The organism is Hungatella sp. L36 (assembly GCF_014288035.1).
On the sequence record NZ_JACOPC010000011.1, the window covers coordinates 17,449 to 33,745 of the forward strand.

The window sequence follows — 16,297 nt, forward strand, 5'->3', positions numbered from 1 at the left end:
CCGCCCCGAACGTCATCTTGCGTCTATCTCCTCTACGATCTGTTTAACTGCTTCTTCCGTCACCGTTTCTGTAAAATGCAGGGAATAAGAGTACTCTCCCTTTGACCAGACCGCGAGATTATAATTACCGTCATTTCCCTTCAACGTGACGGAATCCATATTTACGGTAATCACCTTCACTGTACTGTAACTATTGTAATCACCTGAATTATCATCCATTTTAGCGGACTTTCTAAATGTGACGGTCTGGCTGTCGGAGTTGTATTTTATTTCGGCCAGTTCCTTTCCCAATGCCATATAAGTGGTTTTGTCCGATGCAGACATAAGGGACGGGATATCAGCAACGCCGAATCCCACCATTTCTGACAGTTCCATTGCGGAAGCGGCATTTAACAACACCGGCGCCGTAAGCACGCCTTGATCCGGCGATGACGGATTATGATGCAGAACCGCAGGAATCATAACTGCGCCTGCTGCCAGGACGACAAAACAGGCTGCAACGGCCATGTACCTTCTGAGGCCGGCCAACGGAAGTATCCTTACCGGTCTCTCTATCGGTTCTCTGCTGATATGATCAAGGATACGGCAGCGCATATCATCGGTTACTTCTATTCTTTCGATAAGTTCTTTGTATTTACCCAAAATCATATGCCTCCTTCAAAATATCCTTTAATTTCTGCCTTCCCCGCCGCAAATCCGACCGAACGGTTGCTTCTTTTCTATTGAGCATTTTTCCTATCTGTGCCGTAGAATATCCTTCATAGTGAAACAGGTGTATGACCTCACGGTATTTGTCAGGCAGCGCTTTCACCGCCTCCCATACAAAGGACAAATCCTCTCTGCAGTCTGCGGCCAGTGTTTCTTCCAATTCATCCGTCTGCCTGATCCGGTTGTATTCAATACGGTTCTTACTTAAATTAGCAGCAACTTTAAGCAGCCATGCCTTTTCGTGCGAGGTATTTTCCAGTAAGGGGCCCGTCTTTAAAAACTGAATCAACGTCTCCTGTAAGATGTCCTCGGCATCGCTCATATTATGCAGATAGGAATAAGCCAGACGCAAGATACTGTTTCCATATTCATCGAGTACTCTGGCCGCCTGCATATTGACCGCTTCCCGGTTAGCGGCATTTCCCCCGGAAACAGCCTTTGCTTTATTGGCAAACTCCCCGGAAGCAGCCTTTGTTTTATTGGCAAACTCCCCGAAAGCAGCCTTTGCTTCATTGGCAAACAAGATACGCCGCCGGGATTGTTTATAGCTGCATATATTACGGAGGAAAGAGATCATACAGTCCTTCCATCCCCTCTTCAAATAAATACATACTTCCATCACTGTCTCTCCCACAAAGACAGGCAATGCCGGAAATGTTCCCGCCATTGCCTGTGCAGTCTTATTTTAATGAATCGCCTGTACCAGACTTACGATACTGTCCTGAGCCATGCCCGCGCTCACATAAATGGAGTAAGAGTAATCGTTTGCAGACCAGGTGGCGAGAGAGATGACGCCATCGTTTCCTTTTAAAGTCACCTGCCTTTCATCCACCGTGATGGTTTCTTCTTTCTGATAGTTGTTATAATCCCCACTTATATTCCTTGTTCCCGGTGCCTTACGGATCAAAATCTGATTTTCATCCGCTGAATAGATAACCTGGATCATCTCCTGATCCACAGCCTGTATCTTTTTTTCTGAGATGCCTTCCACCTGTTCCGGCGTGCGAAACTCAAATCCAGCCACCTCGGCGGCAGTCTCCATAGTCTGGCAATCCACGAAAGGATTGGCAATCATTGTGTCAGGATTGGTATTCGCCGGAGTTGTTGATTTTGGTATAGCAGTTATTTCTGTTATAGCAGTTGTCTCTGTTATAGCAGTTGCCTCTGTTATAGCAGTTGTCTCTGTTATTGGAGTCTTTGCAGCGGTACCGCTGGAAGCGCAGGCAGTGATTGACAGCGCCACCACTGCACAAATAATTAGAGTCATCATTTTTTTCATAATATTTATCCTTTCTGTTTTTGGAATTTTAACAGCTTTCTTAGCCGTTCTGTCTTCTATACAGATGAGCCTGATAAAATGTTGCAGCGGACAAATATTTTTTCATGATTTTATATCCTTTTAGAACTTCAGCCTACACTCTACCCCATTGTAACGGTGTTTTCCTTCGTTCGCCTCATAAGGAATCTCTCTGAAATACCGGAATCCCAGCTTATCCATCACACGGCCCGACGCCGGATTCTCCTTTGCGTACCTGCCCACCAGCTCCTTTACCTTCAGGACATTCTTTGCAAAATCCACAATTGCTTCCATCGTTTCTGTCGCAAATCCATGTCCCCAGTATTCTTTCCCGAAATTATAACCTATTTCAAATAAATGGTATTCCTCTTCGTAATAAACAAGTCCGGTTCCGATCAGGTCCCCAGTCGCTTTAAGCACCACGGCCCAGCGGTACCACTGATCCGATGGTATCTGAGAGACTTCGAAGGCAGTCCACTGTCTGGTCTTCTCAACATCATTATGACTGCTCCAAAACATATACCGCGCCACATCCGGATCGCTTTCCCAGCAATCGAAGACCCGCTGTGCATCTGCTTCGCAAAATGGCCGCAAAAGCAGCCTTTCCGTCTCTAATACAGGTGTTTTCATCTTATTTTCCTCCCCTGGGCTTCCATATAAAGCCCTTTCACCGTTTCGCTCATTTTAACACACGCAGGCCCTTTTTACTATCTCTATCAGCGTATTGATTAGTCACCAGGCCTTTTAGCGATCATTTACGAGCTGCAGTAACGTTTCCACCGCATGCTCCATTGCTATTTTCTCTGAAAAGCGCTTATCCCTGGAAGCCACCTCCAGAATATTCTGTTTCAGGTTCCTCGGGCTGACAATGACTCGCAGCGGAACTCCCAGCAGATCCGCATCGGAAAACATGATGCCGGCGCTTACCTGGCGGTCGTCATAGATCACCTCCACGCCCCTGCTCTGCAATTCCTCATACAGGCGGTCCGCATACGCTCTGACTTCTTCATGGTCCGGCCGGACAGCACATAAATGAATCTGCCACGGTGCAATTTCCTTTGGCCAAATCGGTCCAAATTCATCATGGTGCGCCTCACATACAGCGGCAGCAAGCCGGCCCACACCGATCCCGTAGCATCCCATCACCGGATACTGCATACTTCCGTCCTTTGCCACATACGTCATATCCATGGCTTTTGTATACTTTGTACCTAACTGAAAAATATTTCCGACCTCAATACCGCGTGAAATCTTAATTGCCGCCTTCCCGCAGTGAGGACAGCTTCCGCCTTCGGTGATCTTCGCAAAGTCATGGTATTCTGCGCTGCCCGCATCCCGTTTCATATCCAGCCCGGTATAGTGGTATTCACAGATATTGGCGCCACAGGATAAATTATTTGCCCCTTCCAGCGAACGGTCAAACAGAACCGTAAAATCCCCCTTTAAGTTGTACGGACCAATATATCCAGCCGTCAGGCCGCTTTCCTCAGTGATGACTGCCGGGTGAATCTCATAACCCAGATAATTGGTCAGCTTTGTTTCATTTACTTCCAGATCGCCCCGAATAAACAGGACAATATACCTGTCGTCAGAATTCCGCTGGTAAACCACTGCCTTACAGGAGTGTTCCTTCCCGGTTTCAAGGAAATGACAGATATCCTCAATCGTGTGTATATCCGGCGTATGAACCAGCGTCAGTTCATCTGAAATTTCATCCCTGGCACTGCGCACAATGGTTTCCGCCGCTTCCATATTGGCCCGGTATCCGCACTCCCCGCAGATCGCGATGGAGTCCTCTCCGATGGGAGTCAAAAGCATAAATTCATGGGAAATGCTGCCGCCCATCATGCCGGAATCCGATGCCACGGATATGACCTCAGGAACTCCCACCCTCTTATAAATCCGCTCATAGGCCTTATAACACCTGTCATAATACGCTTCTAAATCCTCCTGGCTTGTGTGGAACGAGTAGGCGTCCTTCATTGTAAACTCGCGGACCCGGATCAGTCCCGCCCTCGGACGCGCCTCATCACGAAATTTTGTCTGAATCTGATAGATCATAAAAGGATATTTCAAATAGCTCTGTCCATATTCCCTCACAAGCTGAACCGCCGCCTCCTCGTGGGTCATACCGAGAACCAGAGGGCTGCCGCCCCGGTCGGCAAACCGGAGCAGTTCTTTTCCAATGCTCTCATACCGGCCGGACTCCTGCCATAAGGAGGCCGGCATCACAACAGGAAACTGTACCTCCTGCCCATCGATTGCGTCCATTTCCTCCCGCATAATCTGTTCAATCTTACGAGTAATCCTCTTTAAAGGCGTATACGACGAATAAATACCATTTGCCACATACTTCATATAGCCGCCGCGGACCATCAGCGCATGGCTGTCCACGACACAGTCCGCGGGACGTTCTTTAAAACGATCCCCTACAAGTTTTTCCAGTTTCATATGATTTCCTCCCTTTTTCATTTTCCACAAACTAAAAAACGCCCCAAGCTGACGCTCATCAGCTTAGGGCGAACTGTACAAAAGTCCGTGGTACCACCTAAATTCGGAATAAATCCGCGCTCGCGAGTACGGGGCAGACTGCCTGATACTCTTTCTCTGTGACGGGAGAATCCGGCGAAACCTACTGGGAAATCTACGTTCCGTTCAGCCCACAGCTCAAAGACCGGTTCGCTACTCCTTCAATGAAAGCTTGCACCAACCGCTTTCTCTCTGTAAAGTCCGGAATACCTACTATTTCTTATCATCGCTTTTTGTATTTGATTATATGCACAATAGCACAAATGAAGGGAGGTGTCAAGACCTGATGGCGTTTTATGTTTTGTACGAAATGAAAGTATTCCGGATTGTTATTCAGGATATGTCATTGCTATTTAGAATCGTATGATTACTATTTTAAAAGCGGCAAACTGTTAATTGCTTCTTATATTTAAAACAAATTCTCATTGACAAAGCGACACATATGTCGCATAATACAAAAAGAGACATGCATGTCGCAAAGGAGAATACCGAAAATGGGAATTAAGGGAGATCAAACCAGACAGCTTATCTGTATGGAGGCATTTAAACTTTTTACTGAAAAAGGCTACAAAGATGTGACTATGAAAGATATTTGCGAAAAAACAGGACTTAGCCGCGGGGGACTGTATCGCCATTATGAAAGTACCGAACAAATTTTTCTTGAAATTGTAAATTTTCTTATGGGAAATCAGCAAAACGAATTTTCCGAAAAAATGCAGAAAGGTACATCAGCAGCAGAAATTCTTTGTGATGTTTTAACGAGATACGAAAAAGAAATGTTAGACCAAAGTTCCTCTTTAAGTATTGCAATCTATGAATTCTTCAGCAATCCGAATATATCCAAAAGTGATAATTCCATTACTCAGCAATATCTCGATTCGAAAAAAATGTGGGTTGACTTTATCCAGTACGGTATGAAACGAAAGGAATTTAAGACGGTAAACCCGGAGGCAATCTTTGATTTGATTGTATTTTCCTACCAGGGAGTAAGAATGTATGGTGTCATGATGGATATTGATACAAATATTCCAAAAAGAATTATTGAGCAAATAAAGCTTTTATTATTACCAGAAAGTGAGGAGATACCATATGAAAACAGTATTTTATAGTAATCGTACAATGGATCGTGCTATTTTAAATCCGACTGATACGGTAAAGCCGGTCGAAAATTTCCCGGAAGTCTGTATATCTACATTTTCAAAGCGAATTATAGATAGAGTTTCTACTCAAAGCAATGCTGAAGTAATTACTAATTTAATTACTGCAAATGGAGAAAATCCAGTCTATAAAATTACGTATGGAGGAAAGGAGTTTGCATTCTACCTTTCATTAGTCGGTGCCCCTGCCAGTGTGAGCTGTTTTGAAGAAGTAATTGCTTCCGGGGCAAAAAAGTTTGTTTTCTTCGGCTGCTGCGGTGTATTGGATGACGATACTGTCCAGCACAATTTAATCGTCCCTACCGGGGCAGTACGAGATGAAGGAACGAGTTACCATTATTTAGCGCCGAGCGAAGAAATTGCCCCGGACCAGGAAATAACGAAACGTTTAACAGAATGTCTGGAAAGGTGTGGCTGCCCTTATACTGCGGGCAAAATATGGACAACGGATGGTATCTACCGGGAAACCTTGAACACAATTACGGAGCGCAAAGAAGCTGGCTGTATCGCCGTTGATATGGAATACTCTGCTTTATTGGCCGCTGCGAAATACAGGCATATTCCGTTTGTTCAGTTTTTTTATAGTGCAGACAGCCTGGATCATGGGGAATGGGAACAAAGAGATTTGACCGACTATGGAGTAGATAGTGCTGAGAAATATTTTATGCTGGCTCTAGAGTGCGGATTGGCACTTTATCGGGATGGTGATATGGTAAAATGATGGTGTGAGGTTTAGGACAGAGAAAAATTATTTTTAGAATTTTCTATTTATCTGAAATGGGAAATAAGGTTGTGCCGATTCCGGTTAATCTTTGATATAGGGGAAGCTTATGATTTACTGATCTGGTGTCTGGATTATGCTGGCATATGGATCGCGTCGACATATTGAGACTTTAATGCCGGTATGCTATTTTCATAAACACAGATTAATGAAGTTGTACGGTACAAAATAGTGATACACGTTTAAAAATATATTAGTTTTCAAATAACTAGAGCCAAAGCAGAGCCAGACGATATAAATGGCCTCCGTAAATAGTCATTCTATTAACGTTTCCGGGAGCGCTCCTCAAACTTAGATAGAGGCTGATGGGGATAATGCGCAGCTGGGCATATTATATCGTCTTTTTTCTGCTCTGCCTGACTTCTTTAAGACAGTATTAGTTTCCGGAATAATGCGTACCGTTTTCGTACCGGATGGGCAAAAAATCCCGGGGCCCCTTGATTTTACTGGGTTCCCGGGAACATATCTATTATTCAAATTCAATCGTAGCCGGCGGCTTCCCCGTACAATCATAAAGCACCCGGTTCACGCCCTTCACTTCATTGACAATTCTCCTGGTCACAGTTCCCAGGACCTCCCACGGAAGTTCTGCCGACTCCGCAGTCATAAAATCAGATGTAAGCACAGCTCTCAGTACAACGGCATAATCGTACGTTCTCTCATCACCCATGCAGCCAACCGACCGCATATTCGTCAGCGCTGCGAAATACTGGCCGAGTCCCTTATCGACTCCGGCTTTTGCAATCTCCTCGCGGTAGATTGCATCGGCTTCCTGAACGATTTTTACCTTGTCCGGTGTGATCTCGCCGATGATACGCACGCCCAGGCCCGGGCCCGGGAACGGCTGGCGGTAAACCAAATACTCCGGAATTCCAAGTTCCAGACCGGCCTTTCTTACCTCATCCTTAAACAGAAGGCGCAGCGGCTCGATGATCTCCTTAAAATCCACATGCTCCGGAAGTCCGCCCACGTTGTGGTGAGACTTGATCACGGCTGACTTTCCAAGTCCTGACTCGATCACATCCGGGTAAATGGTACCCTGCACGAAATAATCCACCGTGCCGATCTTCTTTGCTTCATCTTCAAATACACGGATAAACTCTTCTCCTATGATCTTTCTCTTCTGCTCCGGCTCCTCCGCCCCTTTCAGTTTCTCATAGAAACGTTCCTGGGCGTTGACGCGGATAAAATTCAAATCATAAGGGCCATTGGGGCCAAAGACAGCCTCCACCTCGTCGCCTTCATCCTTGCGCAGAAGACCATGATCTACAAATACGCAGGTCAGCTGTTTTCCAACTGCTTTCGCCAGCATAACGGCTGCTACGGAAGAATCCACTCCGCCGGACAGAGCACAGAGCACCTTGCCGCTGCCGACTTTTTCGCGGATAGACTGTATGGAAGATTCAACGAAGGAATCCATCTTCCAGTCCCCGGAACATTTACAGACGTTGTATACGAAATTGGACAGCATCTTCATGCCTTCCTGTGTGTGCATAACCTCCGGATGGAACTGAACCGCATAGAGACCGCGCTCCTCACATTCCATGCCTGCCACCGGGCAGACCGGTGTGTGAGCGGTAACCTTGAAGCCTTCCGGGGCTTTTTCTATATAATCTGTATGGCTCATCCAGCAGACCGTTTTCGGGCTCACGGAATCGAGGATCCGGCTGTCCGCCTCTGTATCCACTTCCGTCTTGCCATATTCGCTGACTGGAGCCGTCGCAACGCTTCCGCCCAGCATATGAGCCATCAACTGAGAACCATAACAGATTCCAAGGATCGGAATTCCCATCTCAAAGATTTCTTTTTCACAATGCGGGGACTCCTCCTTGTATACACTATTAGGGCCTCCGGTGAAAATGATTCCCTTCGGATTCATTTCCCTGATCTTATCCAGTCCCAGTGTGTATGGATGAACCTCACAGTAAACATTGCATTCTCTGACTCGTCTGGCAATCAGCTGGTTGTACTGACCACCGAAATCCAGAACAATAATCATTTCTCTTTCCACGGATATTCCTCCTATAATAATCATGTACGGTATCACGAACGCCGGAAATGAAAAAAACCGGACATAAGCCGCTTTATCTTTAGCATTCCCGCATTCCTGCAATAAAAAACAAAAATTGCAAATGAAGATGAAAGGCTGTTGCATGCATCTTAACCGATTTCTGCAACAGCTCTTTCCATGATATTATATTCTATCGGAAAAGCCTTGACAAGTATTTTCTCGCGTCCTCAGAAAAAGCTGTGAAAAATAAACGACTCCCACTCCTCAAAATCCCGTTTCTTTGACACAAAATCCAATCGTTTGACACGCTTTTCTCCGCCCATGGCGTACATTTTCCCGATTAGGTACGCATATGGCACCATACTATCAAATCACGTCCTGTCTGAAAATCCGCTTCATATTTTCCACATTCAGGCCGCGGATCACTTCCACTGCCATGGATACGGCCGCCTCAATATCTGATTTCGCACAGAAGTTATAATGGCTGTGCACGTATCGGGAAGGAATTCCCAGCACCAGAACCGGAACCGCCTGACCGGTCAGACTGATCTTCCCTGCGTTTGTGCTGCCGCCTCTCCGAACAGCATCCTGACAGGGAATTCCTAATTTCTCTCCGACCTCATGCGCGTACCGGATAAACGCCGGGTTCGATACGTAGCTGTTATCCAGATGGCGGATTTGTACACCGCCTCTCATCACTCCCTGCGCAATTCCCGCCTGGAAATAGGGATCATCGGCAGGTGAGCCCTCAAACACGATAGCCAGATCAGGCCTCACCTGCTGAGCAGTCACCACAGCCCCCCTGGTTCCCACCTCTTCCTGGGCCGCAAACGCACCCACGACTCTGGCCGCCAGGCGGTCTTCCTCCTCCATCAGAGCCTTCATAGTTTCTATGATACAGAAGCATCCCAGGCGGTTGTCAAATGCCTTTCCAAAGCAGATGCCGTTTTCCTCATGATATTCATACGCCACATCCGGAACAACGGGGTCGCCCGGACGGATTCCGTACACAGCAAGCACCTCTTCCCGGCTGCACGCGCCCACATCAATCAGGATATCCTCGATCCTCAGGCTGTTGTCCGCCTTCTGCTCCGGTGTCAGAAAATGAACCGGTTTCGACGTGGTAATACCTCTGTGCATTTTTCCTTCTGCCGTTCTCACAATAACCGAGTGGGCCGGAAGGCTGGTAAGGTGAAAACCGCCGAGTGTTACGATGCTCATAAGACCATTTTCCATAATAGACTGAATCATGAATCCGCATTCATCGAGATGGGCATCCAGCATCAGCACCGGACGTCTGTCGGATGAAAATGATGGCTTCTCATGAATCTCATTATTGTCCCCAGTCCCGGCCGTAAGAGCCGTTGGCTTCAGTTCTGTGTATACATTGTGCATTGCATCATTTCGAAAGGCCATTCCACTACAATATTTTTTTATCACTCTGACCACGTCTTCCTCAAAACCGCTGGGACCGAACGCATTGGACAGTTCTTCCAGAATCTTTAAATCAATCATGCTGCTTCTCCTCTTTCCTCTATTACTCTATCAATTTATTTCTCCATCTTTCTATTACTTTATCTTTCTATTACTCTATCTTTCCATTTTTCTATCTATCCATCTGATTGGCTCACTGCTACAGAACGCCCAGTTTCTTAAGCTCACCCATAAATTGCTCCATCTTCAGTTCCCGCAGGACAAGACTGGTATCCTGCGGCACCTTCATGCCAGGCTGAAGACCTGCAAAATGATTCCTGCCCTGGTAGCAAAAGTGTTCGATATCCTCCAGAATTGATCCGGCCATGCCCCTCGCCTCCAACGCTAACCCCTTCAAATTATTGGGTGTTGCGTCGGTCTGGAATTCCAATCCCCAGTAAATAAGGCCTGTATAAACGCTCCCGATACGATTTGCGGTATTTACCAGCTTTGTTTCATCGCCAGGCTGTCCGGGCGGTCCCATTGCCTCCGGTAATTCAACCTTAAAAATGCGGTGGAGCGGTTCTGTGTACTCCTGAAGCTTCTCCAGCTTGCCAGTGATCCACTTCACATACCGCAGGATCTCCTCTTTTGCGGCCTCATCGGTGAGGAGCAGAGGACGGAACATTTCCTGTTTGAGGCTGCCGGCCTTCTGCAGGCCAGAGTCCAGAACTGCAAAAAGCAGTTTGTATTCCCATGCATACGGCTTCACTTCCATAATATAGCTGACTTCCCTGTCCAGATTCGTCCGGTTTTCGCCCGCGTCTTCCCTGTCCTTTATGATAGAACCACAGTATTCACAAACTCCGTACCCCAGCCCGTCGTCGTAAAACACCGGTGCACCGCAATGTCCGCAGATAATTGTCTCCATTAAATTCCCTCTCTCCTCATAAAATCCGTCTGTATCTATGGAAAAATTATAACATGAAACGAATAATTTTCCTATCTTGTGCGGAAAGTTGCTGCTCCGTATATGTAAATACAGAACAAATGCCACCCCAGGCAGAGACGAACTCCTCCAAAGGCAGCATTTGAAATAACGTTTATTCTGTTTTAACATTCACCTGATCTATCTTCTGTCTAAATACTCTTTAATTGCATTTCCGATAAATTTTGAGGCTCCCACCCCGTATTTCTGGTCGTTCACCTCGATATATATGGGATTGGATTGATAGGATTCCGCCGTAAAAGACCAGTAATTCTCTCCCATATCAATTCCTTTATTGGTTTCTTCGCAAAAAGCAATTAAATTGCTTACCGCCTTCTGTACTTCCGGAGATGCGGTATCTCTGCTTAGGTCGGCCGTAAGGCGTTTCGTCAACAGCTCCGTTTGCTCCATAATCCCAGTCACTTCTGTCTCTGAAACAGCCGGTCCTTCAGACAAATATTTCTGAAAACCTTCCTTCATTGCCTTTGTATAATTCTCAATGCTGCCATACTGCCTGACTGCCTGGCTGGCAATCTCATCTTCATGCGACTGCAGCGCGCTTAGCATTTCGTCAAACTGCTCCATACTTCCAATCTGTTTTATAATCTCATCCGTATGTGTTGCTTTAAACTCACTTAAAGCCTGAAAATATTCGCTCATATCAAACTCTTTAAAGTCCATACACATTTCTCCATGAATTAATTTATCGAGTAACTCCAGCATACCATTCAATCTGTCGCGTTTCAGTTGAATCAGCTCCCTCTGCTTTTCGAATGCGGCTGCTTTATTAAATTGCGGGTTTTCCATAATCGCTTTGATTTCCTTCAGCGTAAAGTCCAGTTCCTTAAAAAACAGGATCTGCTGCAGTACTTCCAATGCATGTTCATCATACAGCCTGTATCCTGCTTCCGTCATTTCCGTCGGCTGAAACAGGCCGATCTCGTCATAAAACTGGAGCGTCCGAACACTGACACCCGTCAATGTGGAAACCTGTTTAACAGTCATCATAATTCTCACCTTCCTTTACTGCCCGGTTCGGTTCTCCTGCCCCTCCTGCCGGCGTTGGAAGGAACCGGGGACCTCATCTCTGACTCTCACTTTACACTATCACCATGCGTGATAGTCAATACTTTTTTCAAATTTTCTTATAAACTTCAAATTTTCTTATAAAATTGACGATACTCCCCTCTGTTTTATGCCAAAAAGATACAAACTTCATAATTCGTTAGAAACCCTTAATAAATTTCATAATCTTTTTACGTTGCGGCCAAATTTCTGTTACATTTTTCCAGTATGATAATATTATAAACATAGGAAATCGAATTAAGCAGTCAGAGCGCTTCCTACATATGTTTCCACTAAGTCGGCGGGGTTGACGTAATGTCACCTTGCCGGCTCAACCTAATTTATGGGGTGTTTTTTACAGTCTAAAATTTTTTTCATATTTTTTTGAAATTTATCTGGACAAATCCAATTTCCTATGGTATTATAAGGAAGTTGTCGGAAACGACAGATAAGGCCTATTGGTCAAGCGGCTAAGACGCCGCCCTCTCACGGCGGAAACCCGGGTTCGATTCCCGGATAGGTCATGAAAACCTTTCTGAATATCAGGAAGGTTTTTTTGTTTCTTAGAAAGGTTTATAATATGATAAAAAATATTTGGCGGACAGTTGCCGTCATTTTGTAATGATATTGAATTTGAATTGTTCAGTACCCTTCCTGCCTCACTCATGCTTTTCTTCGGTGCCCACGGCATTACCTTCGCATACCTTCTCTCCCCGGGCAATGGAAGCACACATAGACGTTCTGGTCCGTAAATAACTTACGGGGCACGAGATTGTAGATGTAATCCGATAAACGTTACACACATCCCGATATGAAAAATAATTAATGGTTGAAATAGTGAAAATAAAATAACTACGGTGCAGCTGCATTTGTCGGATCCGCCTACACTCCATATAAAAGGCGGCTTTTGGGCAGTCTGTTTGTTAGTTACCACTGTTAGTTACCGGTAAGTTACGTATTCGTTACGTATTAGTTACTGGCAAATTTCCATACATTTTCATACTGTTTTATTGCTTTTTCACTGATCCGTTATAAAAAAAAGCGCCGCACCCCCTCATGGTTACGGCACTTTTTATTTTTTTATACTCTATAAAATTAGAATTCCCCAGCCTATGCCTCTTCTCAATAGAAACTGTGAAGGCTGGATTTACAAGGGTTTTAGGGGTGTTTGTGCGCTATGAGTGTGCTACTCTGCCGTTCTGATTACTGCTCAGAACACTTTGTGGATTTTAGTATATAAAGCAATAGACAGCCTTCTATCAAAGCGATATAATAAAATTGCTGTTGACTCTTTCCAGCAGGAAGGAGGTGCGACCAGTGCAATACATAACCGCTTTTCTTATCTCTGTTGTGGCAGGTATAGTTTGCTACTATATTTGTAAATGGTTGGACGGGGATAAATAACCAACAGTCTGCCTAAGTTATTCCTCTTCAAAAGGGAAAAGAAACCCCAAGGAGGTGCAACTCCTTGGGGTTTCGCTTTGCGTCCAGTGGACACAACCGCTTTTCTCTGCTAACATCATGTTACGCCAAAAAATAGAAAATGTCAATAGTTTAGTAATTATCAATTTTTTAATCCAACCACCAAACATTTCCTAAATCTTTAAAAAGCCTTATTCCGTAAGCATTTTATTAAAATTTCCCAGCCTTCGCAGCTTCCTCAATAGAAACGGTGAGGGGCGGGTTTTCAAGGGTTTTAGGGGTGTTTGTGCGCTATGTGTGTGCTACTGTGCACTACTGCTCACCACTCAACCATACACGAGATATTAATCAATCCAATTAAAAACTATATTTTCCCTATTAAATATTATTAGTAATCCGAACATATACTTATATCTCTCAGAATTTAAAAATGCAATTATCTTCTCTTTATCTTCTTCAATATCTTTATCGTCAGCCCACCAACCCTTACACTCTATTATCAAAATGTTGTTCTCATTACTTCCCCGCTTATGTAAAATCAAATCTGGATAACACCCATTAGGTCTATTAGCTAAACGTTTAAACCCTTCAATATCTCTATTATACTCTGCATCTAAATCATATTTTTTCAATAAATTATTAGAATCTAAATATTTATTTAAGTATAGACCAAATTTAAAACAAATACTTCGTTCATGAGCGTGAATATCTATAAAGTTATTATCACAAATCAAATTTTTGTCAAGCAAATATAATTCTTCGCCAGCCTTTTTCAAACATTTAGTAAGTTCTCTTTTTACCTTTTCCTTATATTCTATATCGTATATTTCTTTATGTATATTAGCGTTTTCGTTCATCTTTTCCCATTCTTTTATCTGTAATAATTCTGAAATCAACAAATAAGACAAATAAAATCTATTCAAATATTTTATTAAAATCTATATGATAACCAGCAGCATTTAATTCTTTAGCTATATCAGTTTTCCACCCATCACCCATAGTATAATTTATATAAACAACACCTGATATATCGTTAGGCTTTTCTATATCTCCTTTTACAAGAGCAACTACATTTTTTCTTCCAAGTTTGCCGATAAGATAGCCATGCTCAAAAACCACATTTTGCCTTGCTCTAGCATTAAGTGTTTCTGGAGAACTTGAGACATTACCTATATCACAAGGAGTGTACAGTACTATACCGAACCCAACATTTGAATATCTTTCTATTTTTTCAATAATAGTATCTCCAGAACTGGCTTGTTCATGTAAAATCATTGGTTTAAAAGTCATCTTTTCCAAAAATCGAGCTACTTCATTTTTTAGTCCATCATCGTGACCATGTACAACAAATATTTCATTAGCACTAATAGTTGGATTTTCTTGTTTTATACGTGGAGAAATCAGTAATTCCATGTACTCTTTTCTATTCTGCTCAATATCTTTTTTAATAGAATTAATTAAATATACATTATCTTCATGAACATCTTTATTAAAAACATATTCATTATTATGTATCTCAGATAAATTTTTAGTGTACCATTTAGCTATGGTATCACAACAATATTCTAATAAATCAAAAGTAAGATTATTTTGTGCTAGTCCCTCTCTAAGTGTAGTATTTGGCACTCTTATACTTGGTTCATCTGTGTAATTATCTATATTCTCTATTATTCCCATCAACTGTATTTTAGTTATATTAAAATTTTTCATAAGGTTCTCCTTTCCTTCACTCAATCGGGACTGTACCACCATTTCTTTATTAATTATTATATTACCGTGATGTTAACATCACGTTATAAAACGTTTAACAAGACAAATTTCTGCCGTCTTAAATAATTTTTCCCGTATCTCTCAAAGTAAATGTAGCGTCAAAGTCACAATCCAGCAACTCTGCAATCTTTCTCAATTCTTTTTCAGAAAAATTATCATCTCTCAATTTATTACTCAAATTATTTCCACTATATCCAAGCTTTTCCGCCAAGTCCTTAATCTTCATGTTTCTTTCTATCAGAAGAATACGGATTTTAGAAGCCATAGCCATACAATCACCTCGTTTTACTTTTACAAAGATTATACACGAATAAATGTGAAAAATCAAAGTGTCATGTGTTTTCTAATTTATTTTTTACAATAAGGTGTTGACTTTTCACATTGTGCCATGTATAATCACAATTATAAATGTGATATTAAATATATTTTTGTGTTTCAGGTGAGGTGATGTCTAATTATTAAATTTTTATAAAGTTCAACTATATTATACAAAGGCGGTGATACCTATATTTGAAATTGAAAAAAATCTTTCCCACTACATAACAAGGGAATATGAGAAACTAGAATCAAAAGACAAGCAACGGAATTTTATTGAAAATTTCCGCTTTCTTATGATGTCAAATGACACAGACTTTCAGAATTTTTATTCTAAGAAAAGTTTAAATGACCGGGAATTTTATTCCATTGTAGATTCTCTCTATCAACTAAATAATCTTTGCATGTTAGCGGAATTTGTAACTTGTAATAAACCATTGCTAATATATGAAGTCCAAAAAATGGGGAATTGGCAAGGTCATATTGATTTTACTGAACCTTGTAGGTTGGGGCATGATACCATGCTTGCCAGAATATTCACTATTTTACAGCACTTCAATATAAGCACAAATATATCATATGAAACACGTGATAATTCAACCAGAAATCTGAAAGTTCAAGAAGCTTCTGGCTATCAGACCTCTATACCCAAAATTTCTTTACAAGGAAAATGGGTAGAGGATTTCGGTTTTCCTATCGGTTCCCATATCTCTGTTGAATGTTTTCAAAATAAGCTGGTCATTCTTAACAATGAAAATCCCTAATAAATAATGTCTGTCAAAAACCACCGAAGCAGAAATATGTTATACTGCTCCGGTGGTTTTTATTATTTGCCTTTCTC

The 16,297-nt window shown here is 42.9% G+C and carries 16 protein-coding genes, 1 tRNA gene and 1 other annotated feature; of the genes, 5 read left to right on the top strand and 12 right to left on the bottom strand.

Annotated elements, in window-relative coordinates:
• Positions 1-12: 12 nt before the first annotated feature.
• From H8S80_RS22455 to H8S80_RS22465, 3 genes are all read right to left on the bottom strand, one after another.
• Entirely contained in the window at positions 13-642 is a 630-nt protein-coding gene (locus H8S80_RS22455; RefSeq protein ID WP_181987964.1) for a DUF4367 domain-containing protein, read from the bottom strand.
• Entirely contained in the window at positions 635-1,327 is a 693-nt protein-coding gene (locus tag H8S80_RS22460; protein ID WP_243010361.1) for an RNA polymerase sigma factor, read from the bottom strand. Before H8S80_RS22460 ends, H8S80_RS22455 begins: the two co-directional genes overlap by 8 nt.
• Positions 1,328-1,393: 66 nt before the next feature.
• Positions 1,394-1,750, bottom strand: a complete 357-nt coding sequence (locus H8S80_RS22465) for a hypothetical protein (RefSeq protein ID WP_147338551.1) — start codon at positions 1,748-1,750, stop codon at positions 1,394-1,396.
• Between the two features lie 34 nt (positions 1,751-1,784).
• Here H8S80_RS22465 and H8S80_RS22470 point away from each other — a divergent pair, with 34 nt between their 5' ends.
• Positions 1,785-2,111, top strand: a complete 327-nt coding sequence (locus H8S80_RS22470) for a hypothetical protein (protein WP_117632356.1) — start codon at positions 1,785-1,787, stop codon at positions 2,109-2,111.
• Here the strand turns inward: H8S80_RS22470 and H8S80_RS22475 are convergent.
• Entirely contained in the window at positions 2,108-2,635 is a 528-nt protein-coding gene (locus tag H8S80_RS22475) for a GNAT family N-acetyltransferase (protein ID WP_002602870.1), read from the bottom strand. The two genes, H8S80_RS22470 and H8S80_RS22475, sit on opposite strands and share 4 nt — an antisense overlap.
• A 114-nt stretch (positions 2,636-2,749) precedes the next feature.
• On the bottom strand, positions 2,750-4,456 hold the full coding sequence (locus H8S80_RS22480; protein ID WP_002602869.1) for a proline--tRNA ligase: 1,707 nt from the start codon (positions 4,454-4,456) through the stop codon (positions 2,750-2,752).
• 61 nt (positions 4,457-4,517) lie between these two features.
• Positions 4,518-4,770: a binding site (T-box leader), on the bottom strand.
• 258 nt (positions 4,771-5,028) lie between these two features.
• Between H8S80_RS22480 and H8S80_RS22485 the strand changes: the two genes are divergently transcribed.
• The gene (locus H8S80_RS22485; RefSeq protein WP_117632355.1) at positions 5,029-5,643 is read left to right on the top strand and encodes a TetR/AcrR family transcriptional regulator; all 615 of its coding nucleotides are present in this window, start codon (positions 5,029-5,031) and stop codon (positions 5,641-5,643) included.
• Positions 5,624-6,412, top strand: coding sequence for a nucleoside phosphorylase (locus H8S80_RS22490; RefSeq protein WP_117632354.1), 789 nt, complete (start codon positions 5,624-5,626; stop codon positions 6,410-6,412). The genes H8S80_RS22485 and H8S80_RS22490 overlap by 20 nt, the downstream gene beginning before the upstream one ends.
• Before the next feature lie 529 nt (positions 6,413-6,941).
• Here the strand turns inward: H8S80_RS22490 and guaA are convergent.
• The 4 genes from guaA to H8S80_RS22510 form a co-directional block, all read right to left on the bottom strand.
• On the bottom strand, positions 6,942-8,483 hold the full coding sequence (gene guaA, locus H8S80_RS22495) for a glutamine-hydrolyzing GMP synthase (RefSeq protein WP_117632353.1): 1,542 nt from the start codon (positions 8,481-8,483) through the stop codon (positions 6,942-6,944).
• Positions 8,484-8,849: 366 nt separating this feature from the next.
• Positions 8,850-9,998: a M42 family metallopeptidase gene (locus H8S80_RS22500; RefSeq protein ID WP_117632352.1), complete on the bottom strand. Its 1,149-nt coding sequence runs from the start codon at positions 9,996-9,998 to the stop codon at positions 8,850-8,852.
• Positions 9,999-10,116: 118 nt separating this feature from the next.
• Positions 10,117-10,827, bottom strand: a complete 711-nt coding sequence (locus H8S80_RS22505; RefSeq protein WP_147338550.1) for a TFIIB-type zinc ribbon-containing protein — start codon at positions 10,825-10,827, stop codon at positions 10,117-10,119.
• 198 nt (positions 10,828-11,025) lie between these two features.
• On the bottom strand, positions 11,026-11,892 hold the full coding sequence (locus tag H8S80_RS22510; RefSeq protein WP_117632350.1) for a MerR family transcriptional regulator: 867 nt from the start codon (positions 11,890-11,892) through the stop codon (positions 11,026-11,028).
• Positions 11,893-12,401: 509 nt separating this feature from the next.
• Between H8S80_RS22510 and H8S80_RS22515 the strand changes: the two genes are divergently transcribed.
• A tRNA-Glu gene (locus tag H8S80_RS22515) sits at positions 12,402-12,473 on the top strand.
• A 1,242-nt stretch (positions 12,474-13,715) separates the two neighbouring features.
• Here the strand turns inward: H8S80_RS22515 and H8S80_RS22520 are convergent.
• From H8S80_RS22520 to H8S80_RS22530, 3 genes are all read right to left on the bottom strand, one after another.
• Positions 13,716-14,228 (bottom strand): hypothetical protein, encoded by a 513-nt coding sequence (locus tag H8S80_RS22520; RefSeq protein WP_117632349.1) that lies wholly within the window; start codon positions 14,226-14,228, stop codon positions 13,716-13,718.
• 58 nt (positions 14,229-14,286) lie between these two features.
• Positions 14,287-15,081 (bottom strand): TIR domain-containing protein, encoded by a 795-nt coding sequence (locus H8S80_RS22525; protein ID WP_243007922.1) that lies wholly within the window; start codon positions 15,079-15,081, stop codon positions 14,287-14,289.
• A 118-nt stretch (positions 15,082-15,199) separates the two neighbouring features.
• Positions 15,200-15,412 carry a helix-turn-helix domain-containing protein gene (locus tag H8S80_RS22530; protein ID WP_117632348.1) on the bottom strand — a complete coding sequence of 71 codons (213 nt, stop codon included), beginning with the start codon at positions 15,410-15,412 and terminating at the stop codon, positions 15,200-15,202.
• Positions 15,413-15,917: 505 nt separating this feature from the next.
• Between H8S80_RS22530 and H8S80_RS22535 the strand changes: the two genes are divergently transcribed.
• On the top strand, positions 15,918-16,220 hold the full coding sequence (locus tag H8S80_RS22535; protein WP_243272845.1) for a SymE family type I addiction module toxin: 303 nt from the start codon (positions 15,918-15,920) through the stop codon (positions 16,218-16,220).
• Positions 16,221-16,297: the final 77 nt, after the last annotated feature.